The following is an 11,614-nucleotide window of genomic DNA, read 5'->3' on the forward strand; positions in this document are numbered from 1 at the left end:
CCGTGGATGTGCACACCCCGGCCTGTGCGGCAATCTGGGCAACGCTATATTCGCCGGCGATAAGCATCTCGTAGATCATGCGATGCTTATCCATCATCGAGACCTTCGGGTAGTGCGACTGGTGCTGGATCTTCAATCCGGCTTGTCGTGCCCACCGGCTGACTGTTGGTTGGGGTATCCCTAATTCGCGCCCGACCGCGCTTGCTGATGCTCCATTGGCGATGTGTTGAAGCGCGGTGGGTTTGATGGCACTGTATTTCGTTCGGCGGGTTTGCTTCACTACTTCTCCTGGTCGAAAGTGGTGATGCATTCACCGCATGAACCTACCGGGCGATTTTTGTCATAAACGCAGTCAGTAACTCGGATTGATCCGCCACCGCCGAACATAATCGGCGGAACATAAACGCAGTCGACGAAGCAAAAACAAGCACCCACCAACGGAATCGTTGGTGGGTGCTTGTTTTATTGAAATAGAAACGCTTTGCGGAAAATACGACAGCGGTTAGCTTGCGCTAGCTGTCGCGACCAGCGCCTGAGACCCATTCCTCCCAGTCAGAGTAATAGTCGTCTCGATCGGACTCGTTCGACTTGCCGACGAGTTCCCGCTGCAGACGTTCCAAATCCATTTCTGGTGAATCGTACTTGAGCTGACGGGCAACCTTCGCCTGCTTTGCTTTCGCACGGCCGCGACCCATGGCCTGACCCCCTTGTGTAATCCGTGGGGCGGCACGGGGATACGGCCGACCCACTTATGTCTTATTGCGTTAATTCCTGTAAGACACCATAGCCGATTTTTAGACGAAGGGGTTACGCGGGGAGGCCCATAGTGGGTCGTGTCCCCGCGCTCAGACAACTCAATATGTGCTGTGGCCTGGGGAAATGTCCTTTCTGAAAAAGAATGGAAAAAGTTATTTTTTCACTACTCTGTCTGGTGGCTTTGCCTATTTCCTGTTACCTATTGCCCACGCAGGCGGTTGATGGCCACACGGCCCGGCGGCAGCTGCTCAACGCGGTCGATGGAGGAAGGGTCGACGGCCACGGCGCAGTCACCCACCACAAGGCCCTCGCGCTCCTGAGCTGAGCGTTTAAGCAGAGCCAAAGCAATCGGGCCGTAATCGGCATGTTGCACGACGGTGCCCACGCGGCCCACGGCGCGCTTGCCCATCATCACTGGATCGCCGGTTTCCGGCAGGGTGGCCGAGCCGTCGAGCTGCAGCATCACCAAAACTCGTGGGGAGCGACCAACATTGTGGACACGTGATACCGTCTCCTGGCCGCGATAGCAGCCCTTGTCCAAGTGCACGGCAGCCGTGTCGAATTCAGAGGCAATCCAGCGCGGAGCCTCATGCGGAATCATCTTCTCGTCTACGTCGATTCCCAGCTCTGGGCGCAAGGAGACTACGCGTTCGGCCTCCCAGCCCATCAGGCCAACGGGGGAAGCGCCAGCAGCTACCAACGCGTCCCAAGCGCCGACTAAATCCTGTCGGCGCACGAGCACATCCACACGCCCGCCGCGTGGCCACGGCAGGTGCCGGACGTAGGAATGTCCCACAGTCGTAGCTTTACCCACCTGCGGGAATGCGAGGCCGGCGGCTACCAGTATCTCAGGGGCATTCGGCCCCATGACGGAAATAATCGCCCGTTCTACCTCAGCAATTTCCACCTTGGACCAGAACACCATCATGTTCAGGTACTTCAACAGGGAGTCGAAGCCGGCAGGGGGCACGTCGATAAGCACGGAACCGTCCAAAACAGTCAACGTCATGTGATGGAGAACGTGACCGTTTGCATCCAGGTTCAGTGCTTCAGTGACAGTGCCGGGAGCGGCTTCGTCGACCTTCTGCGAAAAAAGTGTGTTGAGGTAAGTCAGGCGATCCTCGCCAGTGACCTCAATAACGCGGTAGTACGAGCGATCTACTACGCCGCAGTCCTCCTGCAGATGACGTTGCTCTACCAGCGGACGGCCGTAGTGCCATGCCACGCTAGCTTGCCCTGCGGTTTGCTCAACGTTTTTCGCTGAGTTTCCGTCTGGGGCGTTCTCTGAGGCCTTCTCCAAACCTTCCATCTGTCCGCCCAGTTCGAGGGCAGCGGCGCCAGCCACGTGAGACATCAAAGGACTTACATACTCAACACTCACTCCCTCATGTTAACCAGAAATCCTCAAATTAAGCATGGATTAAGCTTGTGTGTATGACGGATTCGCTTTCTTCTCTAGTGCTTATCGACGTCTTCGCAGACGGCGGCCCGATTGCTGTCGAGGCAGGACAGCCGTTCCTCTACGCGGATGATCTCGGAGCTATTCGCGGCGACGGAGTTTTTGAAACACTCCTGGTCAGGGGTGGTCATACCTGTAATACCGACCGGCATGAGAAGCGATTCGCATCGTCAGCGCTAATGCTGGAGTTGCCAACCCCAGATCTGCAGCAGTGGCGGGCGGCTACCGAGGTCGCACTACAGGAGTTGCGCGATAGGTCAATTGAGGGGGATGCGACGTTGCGGTGGGTGTACTCGCGCGGTCGCGAGTCCACCGGAGAGCCGACTGGCTACGTTTTGGCTAGCTCCGCGGAAAAGGTGGCGGAAAACCGTCTGAAGCCGGTATCGGTCATGCTTGCAGAGCGCGGTTTCTCGCTCGACCTTGGCTCCCGTGCACCGTGGGCGCTCATCGGCGCGAAAACGTTGTCATACGCAGCTAATATGGCCGCTTTGCGCTATGCCAAGTCCAAGGGTTTTGACGATGTCATCTTCACGTCCGCAGAGGGCAAGCTCTTGGAAGGCCCAACATCGACCATCATCGTTCAGCGCGGCAATGAACTGCTGACTCCCAACCCCGGTGAAGGAGTGCTGCCGGGCACAACTCAGGCAGCGCTGTTTGAAACAGCCGCCAACTGCGGCTGGAAAGTCACCCCGACGGTCCTGGTGCCCGGGGACCTATTCACCGCCGATGCGGTGTGGCTAGTGTCTTCGGTGCGTATCGCGGTCGTGGTTAAGTCCATCGATGGTGAACCCATCCGGCAGCCGGATGCAATCGCGGAAAAGGAATTCCGCGACCTGTGTGACAAGGCGCTGGCGACGCAGTAGGGCGCCAAACAGTAGGGCTTGATGCAGTTGGGCGCCTCAGTAAAGCCACACAACGCCCGTCGTAAAGCGGGGAGAACCTAGCCCGCGTAGCGCTTGAGCTGCGCGGACATGCGGGGAGCGAACTCCTCATCCCGCAGGCGCTCGTCTACCCACCCGAGATCGTTGTTCGGCATCAGACCGTAGAGGCGCTTGCCCGGGCCAAGGGATGCAGGACCGGTAGCAGTGACCATTGTGGAGGCTGCTTGCAGCTCCCATGCGCGCTCGGAGACCGGCTTGCCGTAGTAAATCTCAGTGACGCCGGTGGAGTGGACGCAGATGAACTCAATCTCGTCCTCGGTGTTGATGCGCCAAAATCCCGTTTCGCGCTGGTCGGGACCGGTCGGCTTGCCTTCTTCGTCCAGCTTCCAGATGCGCGACTCATACTTCAGGTAGTTCTCGCCATCGTGGCTGAAAATGAGCTGCTGGCCGAAGTTGTACTCGCCGTCGACGACAGTGTTCGCCTGCCCCTCACCGCGCCACACGCCGACCAGCGGCAGTAGTGCCAGCAGGCCGTCGTGAATATTCGGGCCGAAGCGCAGGTTAGCGGTCTCGTCGGGGATCGGGAGCCCCTCAAGGTCAGTGATGTTGCGCGTAGCGGTGCTCTTGGCCTGCTCGGCCGCGCGGTTGATGGCCTCGTTGCCGTCGAGGCGAGGGGCTTCCGCAGCTGCAGGCTCCTGTGCAGCGGCGTCTGTCTGGTTGCTGCCATTGTTCTCGGTCATGCTTCACACTCTACCGCTGAAGCACTTGTGGCCATGTATGGGCTGTTGGCGCATGGTGTCAACGCTGCAACGACGCTTAACGGCGATGCTTGACGACGGCCTTAGCGACGCACCCGACAGTTCTTTTCCGGCAGCTTCTCCGTGGATTGAGCTGCAGCCTCGGCATCCTGCTGGGATGTCGGCGGCATGAAGTTTGTTGGCGACACGGTGCACAGAATCTGTTCGCCTTCGATGGTGATAGAGCCGCCCGACACGTATACGCGAGTCGCCGGCATGCCCATCGGTATATCTGAATCCCGCAGTGTCAGAGCGAAGGTGTTCATGATGTGCTGCGTATCAGCCTCAGACAGCTCGGGTTTGCTGTGGCTTTTAGAATCCGTTGGGGACGAGGGCGCAGAAATAATCTCCATCGGCGTAATGACCACGTCGCGGCTGACAATGCGCAACTTCGCCGTAACCTGGGTTTTTCCTTGCCATCCGGCTGGCGTGGCCTCGAAAATAGCCTCGGTCTCCCAGCCGCCGGTGGGGGAGGAGTCCTTCAGGCTCTGGATACTCAAGTCCGTCAGTCCCAGTTTGTTGCCCAGAGAGACTCCGTCGAGCGAGAGCTTGGTGAAGTACTGCTTCGTCGGCGACTCTGGGAAATTACCGCTGAGCACTGCCGATGCCGGGACCTTAACGTTGGAGGCTCCGTACTCCAGAGATACCAAGCCGAAGTCGGGTACCTCGACATCGCGGATGCGCGAGGTTATGGAGCTCCATTTCCCCGTAACAAAAGAGGACAAGTAGGCCTTGCCACCAATGGCGACGTATGGGGTCATCTCCAGCTGCGCAGTCTCTTGAATATGCTCAGAGAGCTTGTACTCCGCATGGCTGGCGAAGCCCATGTCGGTGGCGATCACCAGCGCGGCAACGGCGAGGATGGAGCCACCGATCTTCTTCTGTCGTCGGGAAATGGACACACTCTATTAGTACCCCATCGCTTTTGGCCCAGACGACATCGGGGAAGTGTTGAATCCGCGGCTGTGTATAGGGTGGGGCGTATGAACGTAACCGAACTGCTTGACGTAGACACCACCGCCGCCAGTACGCTGCTGCAGCATGCCCACTCCACCGACGGCGTGGAGGCGTTCGGCGAGGCTTTCGTCCGAGGGCTTGACGACGACTCTTTCGGGCATCGACACTTTGCGATTATTGAGAACGACCGTTACTTGGGCCTGGCAGCCGTTGCGCCGGATGCTGTGGAGATGGTCGTTGATCCGGAGTTTCGTAGGCAAGGAGTGGGGGCGAAGCTGCTTGCGCACATCGATGCTGAGGTCGGCGAGCGCCTGCCTATCTGGGCTCACGGTGATGTTGCCGGTGCCAGTCGTTTGGCAGAGTTGACGGGACGCAAAGTCGTCCGCGAGCTGTTGCAGATGTCCATTTCGGTCTCAGCGTTGGAGAAGGCTGCGGGGGACGTCGATAAGCGTGATGATGTTGAAGCGCTAACTCTGACTGCGGCACGTGCGAAGTGGGGCGAGGCGGCCGTGGATCGGGCGTGGTTGGCTGTGAATAACGAGGCGTTTGACTGGCATCCGGAGCAGGGTGGTTGGTCGCAGCCACAACTCGATCGTGCTCGGAACGTGCAGTGGTTCGACCCGGAGGGCGTGTTCTTTGCTGCGGATGTGGCCGGGGCGCGCGACAGTGCGGAGGAGATTTGCGGTTTCCACTGGACGAAGTGGCACGCCGAGGAGTCTGTGCCAACTGGTGAGGTGTATGTGATTGGGCTGAGCTCGAAGGCGCGCGGACGTGGTCTCGGGCGATGGCTGACCAACGTTGGGCTTTCCTATCTCCGGAACCGGGGAGCGGAAAAGGTAATTCTCTATGTCGAAGGCGACAATGCGCCGGCAGTGCGCACGTACCGTGCGGTCGGTTTTGAGGTGGCCCGCCGTGATGTGATGTACGGCGCGTAGATGTGACGGTTCGGTTTATTGGGGGCGAGCTTAGCTTTATCTCAGTTTTAGGTGGATTTCCTCTGGCGCGGGGGCAATTATCCTTGTGATTTTGGGGAGATGCTGTCCAATCCTCAGTGTTTCAGGGGCGCATTTTAGGGCCTCTTACAGGGAAAATGGGGATAAATAAAGAATTACTTGCGCCGTTCACCAATTGTTAATGTTCTGAACAGGTTCCGGTTACTATCGGTAGATAGGTTCAGCGCAGTGGACCGGAGTGTGGCGGTTCCACGTGAACTGTTTCACTCATTGTGTAAAACCCGGAGGATTTACTGTGCTGAAGAAGAACCGTGCGGCATCTGTCATTGGTCTGGCCGCTGTTGCAAGCCTCACCCTGGCTGCTTGCTCTGAAGAGGGCGGCGAAGGCGCTTCTAACGTTGAGGGTCTGGCTGACGTCACCGGTGAGCTGCAGGGTGAGGGTGCTACCTCGCAGCAGCGCGCCATGGACCTGTTTGCCACCAAGTTTGAAGAGACCGGCTCGACCCTGTCGTACAACGCATCTGGCTCTGGTTCCGGTCAGACTCAGTTCATCGCCGGCACCGTTGCTTTCGCTGGCTCCGACTCCCCGCTGAAGGAGAAGGACGGCAAGGACCAGGTTGCAGAGGCTAAGAAGCGCTGCGACGGCAACGACGCATGGCACCTGCCGATGGTTATCGGTCCGGTTGCCGTTGCCTACAACCTCGAGGGTGTTGACGTCGCTCTGACCCCGGCTCTGGTTGCTGAAATCTTCGACGGCAAGATCACCAAGTGGAACGACCCGAAGATCGCTGAGGTCAACGAAGGTGTCGATCTTCCGGAGAAGGACATCAAGGTTGTCTACCGCTCTGAGGAGTCCGGTACTACTGATAACTTCATGAAGTTCCTCAGCGCAGCTGCTCCGGAGCAGTGGAAGCACGAGGCTTCCAAGTCCTTCCCGACTGCTACTGGCCAGGGCGCTAACGGCTCGGCTGGTGTTGTCAACGAGGTTGCCAACATCGACGGTGCTATCACCTACGTCGAGGCTGGCTTCGCTGAGGACAAGGACCTGGGCATCGCTAAGATGGACTTCGGTCATGGCCCGGTTGAGCTGAACAACGACACCGTCGGTAAGGCTCTGGATTCCGTCACGTTCAAGACTGAGGGTCACAACATGGTTGTTGACACCGACGCTCTGTTCGCAATGGACGAGGAAGGCGCTTACCCGCTGGTTCTGACCACTTACGAAATCGTCTGCTCCGCTGGTTACGACGAGCAGACTCGTGACCTGGTTAAGAACTTCCTGAAGGTTGTTCTGGAAGAGGGCCAGGGCCCAGAGCTCGAAGAGCTGGGTTACATCCCGGTTCAGGGTGAGTTCAAGGACAAGCTGTCCGCAGCGGTTGACGCTATCAAGTAATTCTTTGCGCGCAACGCGGGTGGAAGCAGAGTTGGCTCTGTCGTTACCCGGTTGGCGCGAGGATCACTTCAGCCGGCCACGCAGATCTGAGCTGTAGGCCGAAAACCTGACGTAGACCGGTTGGCTTTATACATCGACACCTCAGTTGATTGGGTACCGCTCGTAGAGGGGTACTGAGGCCAATCGGTCTTCATGTGCGTTGAAGCACAAATCACTTCTACTTAGGAAATGAGATCATGAGTTCCTCGACTCCCATTGAAGGGAAGCAGGAGGCTGTAGACAGCAGTCTGTTGCAGTCCTCAGCACCGCAGGTGGATTCCTCCGGCGACGAGAGCTCGAAAGAGCAAGCCATTCAGACCGGCGTTGTTCGTCCTGGTGACCGAATCTTCAAGATTCTGGCGGTAGGATCTTCCGCATTGGTGACTGCTGCCATCATCGCAATTGCAGTGTTCCTGCTCCTGCGCGCAGTTCCGGCAATGTCCCGTAACGAAGCGAACTTCTTCACCTACACCGAACGATGGAACCTGGCGGATACCTCCGCCATGTACTTCGGTATTCCGAACATGTTTCTGGTGACCGTCGCGGTTTCCATCCTGGCGCTGATTCTGGCGATGCCGGTTGCGCTGGGTATTGCTATCTTCCTGACTGCCTATGCTCCAAAGAAGATGGTCAAGCCGCTGGGTTACCTCGTCGATCTGCTGGCCGCAGTGCCGTCGATTGTTTACGGTCTGTGGGGCTTTATGGCTCTCGGTCCAGCGTTGGCTGGTCTGTACGGGTGGTTGGCTAAGACGCTGGGCTTTATCCCGATGTTTGCCCTGTACCCAAACTCGCCGGCATTCGAGACCGGTCGAAACCTCTTCACCGGTGGCATTGTGCTGGCAATTATGATTCTGCCGGTTATCGCGGCTACCACCCGTGAGGTCTTTGTTCAGACCCCGCGTGGTCACATTGAGGCATCGCTGGCTCTCGGTGCGACCCGTTGGGAGATGGTCAAGCTGGCCATTCTGCCGTTCGGTCGTTCTGGCTTTATCTCCGGCTCGATGCTGGGTCTGGGACGCGCCCTCGGTGAGACGATGGCTCTGTACCTCGTAATCTCCCCGTCCTCGGCATTCCGTGGCTCGCTTTTCGACGGTGGTACCACCTTCGCAACCGCAATTGCTAATGCGGCACCGGAGTTCAATGACAACCTCAAGGCCGGCGCTTACATGTCCGCAGGTTTGGTGCTGTTCTTGCTGACCTTCGTGGTCAACTCCGCAGCCCGAATGATTGCGAAGAAGTAGCAAGGTCGTAGGAAAAGAAACGAGAAGTAACAATGACTAGTTCAACTACTGATTCTTCGCCTCACGGCCCTGCAGACATGGTCCCCACCACGGAGTCGGCATTCACCCAGATTAAGGGTTCCCGCAAAGTGGCGGACAGCGTCTCCACGGTCCTGATTTACTTCTGCATGGCTCTTGCCTTGGTCCCGCTGGTGTGGGTTCTCTTCGAGCTTGTCGTCCGAGGTACCCCGTCACTGCTGAGTGGTGAGTGGTGGACTGCTTCCCAGCGCGGTGTCACCGTTGGTGCATCTGCCGGTGGTGTTGCGCATGCAATCGTCGGTACCTTGGTCCAGGCTCTGGTTACCACCCTCATGACCGTGCCGTTCGGTATCTTCGTCGCCATCTACTTGGTCGAGTACGCAGGTAACTCCCGCCTGGGCAAGGTCACCACCTTCATGGTTGACATCCTCTCCGGTGTGCCGTCGATCGTCGCGTCGCTGTTCATCTACTCGATGTGGGTGGTCATGTTCGGCATGAGCCGCTCCGGCTTCGCCGTCTCGCTGGCACTGGTTCTGCTGATGCTGCCAATCGTGGTCCGCAACACCGAGGAAATGCTGCGCATCGTTCCTCACGAGTTGCGTGAGGCCTCTTACGCTCTGGGTGTTCCGAAGTGGAAGACCATTTTGAAGATTGTGCTCCCGACCGCACTGTCGGGCATCGTCACCGGCGTCATGCTGGCCGTCGCCCGCGTCATGGGTGAGTCCGCGCCGATGCTGATCCTGGTTGCAACCTCGCGAATCATCACCTACAACCCGTTCGGCCAGTCGCAGTCCTCGCTGCCGCTGTTCATGCTGGACATGTACAAGGCCGGTAATACCGGTGCGGCATTCGACAAGATGTGGGGCGCAGCGCTCACGCTGGTTCTCATCATTGCCCTCATCAATATCCTGGCGCGCGTCGTATCCGCCAAGTTCTCCGTCAAGAGCAGTTAATGCTGGGCGCCTAACGTCCGCTATTTCAAGGAAGGTTTTTGAAAGACCATGGCTAAGCGCCTAGACCTTAACGATGTCAACATCTACTACGGCGATTTCCACGCTGTGCAGAACGTCAACCTGCACGTCCCGCCGCGTTCCGTTACCGCATTCATTGGCCCGTCCGGCTGTGGTAAGTCCACCGTGCTCCGTTCGCTGAACCGTATGCACGAGGTCATCCCGGGTGCCTACGTCACTGGCGAGGTGCTTCTCGACGGCGAAAATATCTATGGCCCGAAGATCGATCCGGTCTCTGTTCGTAACACCATCGGTATGGTGTTCCAGCGCCCGAACCCGTTCCCGACCATGTCCATCGAGGACAACGTCGTGGCTGGCCTGAAGTTGGCCGGTGTTAAGAACAAGGCCCATCTCCAGGAGGTTGCCGAGAAGTCCCTGCGCGGCGCCAACCTCTGGGACGAGGTCAAGGACCGCCTGGACAAGCCGGGCGGCGGCCTCTCCGGTGGTCAGCAGCAGCGTCTGTGCATCGCGCGCGCAATCGCAGTTGAGCCGGAAGTTCTGCTGATGGACGAGCCGTGTTCTGCACTGGACCCGATTTCCACCCTGGCAATCGAGGACTTGATTCACGAGCTGAAGGAAGAATTCACCATCGTCATCGTGACCCACAACATGCAGCAGGCAGCTCGTGTGTCCGATCAGACTGCGTTCTTCTCCCTCGAGGCAACCGGTAAGCCGGGTCGCCTGGTTGAGGTTGGCCCGACCAAGAAGATCTTCGAGAATCCAGACAAGAAGGAAACCGAGGACTACATCTCCGGTCGCTTCGGTTAAACGCTTTGCGTATGCCGTAATAAGCAAAAAGAAAGAGCCCCGTACCTCACGCGTCTTCACGCGAGGTACGGGGTTCTTTTTGTTGTTGCAGTTTATGAGATTGCTGTTTGTTTCGGTGTGGGGTCGGGGGTGAAAATAATGTTTGTTTTGGTGCGGAATTGTCTGTTTGTTATCGGGCGGGGTAATCTTCCGGAGACGCAATCGAGCGTCCCCCGGAAAACTGTAGAGGGATCTGGGTAAATATATTTACATAGGAGTTATTCAATTATGGATAACCAGCAAAACGCGCAGTTCAATCCTCAGTTTTCCCCTGTGGATGAGCAATCTTGGCCCGTAATCGCCGAAGGGAAACCGCCGAAGCCAATTGTCGGTTACATTGCACTTATAGTTGCGATTATTGGTTTACTCGGTTGTATCCCGGGGGCTTTGATTATTGGTTGGGTGGCGCTACCGATTGCATTTATTTTATCGGTCGTCGGACTGTTTCAGCGCGCAACTACCAAAAAACCAGCTCTTATCGCTCTGATTCTTTCTGTGTTGGGATTGCTCATTGCGCCGATTGTATTTGTTTCTTCGGTAGGCAATGCCGTGGATGATGCGTTCAATCGTGATACGACTGCCTCTAGCCCGGATGGGAGCAAATCTGATTCTTCCGATTCTGGTGCTGCGGGCAGTAGTCGGGAGAATCCGTTACCGATTGGAACGACCATCGAAAGTGAACAATGGGCCATTACTATCGATAGCGTAAATCTAAACGCTAACGATGAGGTTCTGGCGGAAAATCAGTTCAATGACCCTGCTCCAGAGGGGTTTGTATATGGACTTGTGCATGTCACTGCAAAGTACAAGGGGAATGACCCTCAGGGGCAGAGTTCCTGGCTTGGTATTAATTATGTAACTGCAGGTGGCCAAACCAAGGACAATACGGAACTTATGGCGGTGGCGCCTGACGCGTTTGACACCCTGGAGCCGGTGTATGAGAACGGCGAAATCGCAGGTAACGTGGTAATCGTTGTGCCCATTGATGGGGCAGATCAGGGAGTTCTGGCAGTCACCCCAGATTTAATGTCAAAGAAGTCTTTTGTTGCTGTCTCTTGAGTAGCGGCTGTCTCTTGGGCCGCGGGGATGGACACGATATAAGAATCGGCATTCTCCAGACGTCTAACGCGAAAAGTAATCGCACAAACAGTTACTGACTAGGTTTATGTCAGATGAATCGCGTTTACTCGCAGTAAAGTGTCATAAACCTAGTCAGTTTCTCGGGTAGGAGCGGTCTTTAGCCTGGTGTGGCTTAAAAACAGCTCCACTCCGGCCTAAAAACCCGCCCGCCCCAGGCCAGCAG

At 57.1% G+C, this 11,614-nt stretch carries 12 protein-coding genes; 7 read left to right on the forward strand and 5 right to left on the reverse strand.

All coding sequences use genetic code 11. The annotated features are described in order from the left end of the window. The 3 genes from NQ014_RS10595 to NQ014_RS10605 form a co-directional block, all read right to left on the reverse strand. On the reverse strand, positions 1-280 hold a 280-nt coding region (locus tag NQ014_RS10595; RefSeq protein ID WP_257075286.1), incomplete at its 3' end, for a helix-turn-helix domain-containing protein. A 232-nt stretch (positions 281-512) separates the two neighbouring features. Next, complete coding sequence (locus tag NQ014_RS10600; protein WP_049173067.1) at positions 513-695, reverse strand: DUF3073 domain-containing protein; 183 nt, start codon at positions 693-695, stop codon at positions 513-515. Positions 696-955: 260 nt separating this feature from the next. Beyond that, positions 956-2,110, reverse strand: a complete 1,155-nt coding sequence (locus tag NQ014_RS10605) for a folate-binding protein YgfZ (RefSeq protein ID WP_257075302.1) — start codon at positions 2,108-2,110, stop codon at positions 956-958. Between the two features lie 80 nt (positions 2,111-2,190). On the opposite strand from NQ014_RS10605, the gene NQ014_RS10610 reads away from it, so the two are divergent. Then, positions 2,191-3,078, forward strand: a complete 888-nt coding sequence (locus NQ014_RS10610) for an aminodeoxychorismate lyase (RefSeq protein WP_257075288.1) — start codon at positions 2,191-2,193, stop codon at positions 3,076-3,078. Between the two features lie 77 nt (positions 3,079-3,155). Here the strand turns inward: NQ014_RS10610 and NQ014_RS10615 are convergent, their stop codons facing one another. Then, the gene (locus NQ014_RS10615) at positions 3,156-3,836 is read right to left on the reverse strand and encodes an FABP family protein (RefSeq protein ID WP_257075291.1); all 681 of its coding nucleotides are present in this window, start codon (positions 3,834-3,836) and stop codon (positions 3,156-3,158) included. A gap of 101 nt (positions 3,837-3,937) precedes the next feature. Beyond that, entirely contained in the window at positions 3,938-4,795 is an 858-nt protein-coding gene (locus NQ014_RS10620) for a DUF2993 domain-containing protein (RefSeq protein ID WP_257075293.1), read from the reverse strand. A gap of 81 nt (positions 4,796-4,876) precedes the next feature. On the opposite strand from NQ014_RS10620, the gene mshD reads away from it, so the two are divergent. The 6 genes from mshD to NQ014_RS10650 all read left to right on the forward strand — a co-directional run bounded on the left by mshD (position 4,877) and on the right by NQ014_RS10650 (position 11,370). After that, positions 4,877-5,785, forward strand: coding sequence for a mycothiol synthase (gene mshD, locus NQ014_RS10625; protein WP_257075295.1), 909 nt, complete (start codon positions 4,877-4,879; stop codon positions 5,783-5,785). A 313-nt stretch (positions 5,786-6,098) separates the two neighbouring features. After that, a complete protein-coding gene (gene pstS / locus NQ014_RS10630) occupies positions 6,099-7,196 on the forward strand; it encodes a phosphate ABC transporter substrate-binding protein PstS (protein WP_257075296.1) in 1,098 nt (365 codons plus the stop codon). A gap of 236 nt (positions 7,197-7,432) precedes the next feature. Further along, positions 7,433-8,476: a phosphate ABC transporter permease subunit PstC gene (pstC, locus tag NQ014_RS10635; protein ID WP_257075297.1), complete on the forward strand. Its 1,044-nt coding sequence runs from the start codon at positions 7,433-7,435 to the stop codon at positions 8,474-8,476. A 77-nt stretch (positions 8,477-8,553) separates the two neighbouring features. After that, entirely contained in the window at positions 8,554-9,447 is an 894-nt protein-coding gene (pstA, locus tag NQ014_RS10640) for a phosphate ABC transporter permease PstA (protein ID WP_257075303.1), read from the forward strand. 48 nt (positions 9,448-9,495) lie between these two features. Next, positions 9,496-10,272 (forward strand): phosphate ABC transporter ATP-binding protein PstB, encoded by a 777-nt coding sequence (gene pstB / locus NQ014_RS10645; RefSeq protein ID WP_257075299.1) that lies wholly within the window; start codon positions 9,496-9,498, stop codon positions 10,270-10,272. 267 nt (positions 10,273-10,539) lie between these two features. Next, on the forward strand, positions 10,540-11,370 hold the full coding sequence (locus NQ014_RS10650; protein ID WP_257075301.1) for a hypothetical protein: 831 nt from the start codon (positions 10,540-10,542) through the stop codon (positions 11,368-11,370). Positions 11,371-11,614 lie beyond the last annotated feature (244 nt).

The sequence above is a fragment of the Corynebacterium sp. 5QC2CO genome (assembly GCF_024580435.1).
In the GTDB taxonomy this organism is placed as follows: domain Bacteria; phylum Actinomycetota; class Actinomycetes; order Mycobacteriales; family Mycobacteriaceae; genus Corynebacterium; species Corynebacterium jeikeium_D.

Excerpts from the sequence above, each read along its gene's own strand:
- pstA (WP_257075303.1), top strand. The coding sequence starts at position 8,554 with ATGGTCCCCACCACGGAGTCGGCATTCACCCAGATTAAGGGTTCCCGC.
- pstB (WP_257075299.1), top strand. The coding sequence starts at position 9,496 with ATGGCTAAGCGCCTAGACCTTAACGATGTCAACATCTACTACGGCGAT.
- NQ014_RS10650 (WP_257075301.1), top strand. The coding sequence starts at position 10,540 with ATGGATAACCAGCAAAACGCGCAGTTCAATCCTCAGTTTTCCCCTGTG.
- NQ014_RS10615 (WP_257075291.1), bottom strand. The coding sequence starts at position 3,836 with ATGACCGAGAACAATGGCAGCAACCAGACAGACGCCGCTGCACAGGAG.
- pstC (WP_257075297.1), top strand. The coding sequence starts at position 7,433 with ATGAGTTCCTCGACTCCCATTGAAGGGAAGCAGGAGGCTGTAGACAGC.
- mshD (WP_257075295.1), top strand. The coding sequence starts at position 4,877 with ATGAACGTAACCGAACTGCTTGACGTAGACACCACCGCCGCCAGTACG.
- NQ014_RS10600 (WP_049173067.1), bottom strand. The coding sequence starts at position 695 with ATGGGTCGCGGCCGTGCGAAAGCAAAGCAGGCGAAGGTTGCCCGTCAG.
- NQ014_RS10605 (WP_257075302.1), bottom strand. The coding sequence starts at position 2,110 with ATGTCTCACGTGGCTGGCGCCGCTGCCCTCGAACTGGGCGGACAGATG.
- NQ014_RS10610 (WP_257075288.1), top strand. The coding sequence starts at position 2,191 with ATGACGGATTCGCTTTCTTCTCTAGTGCTTATCGACGTCTTCGCAGAC.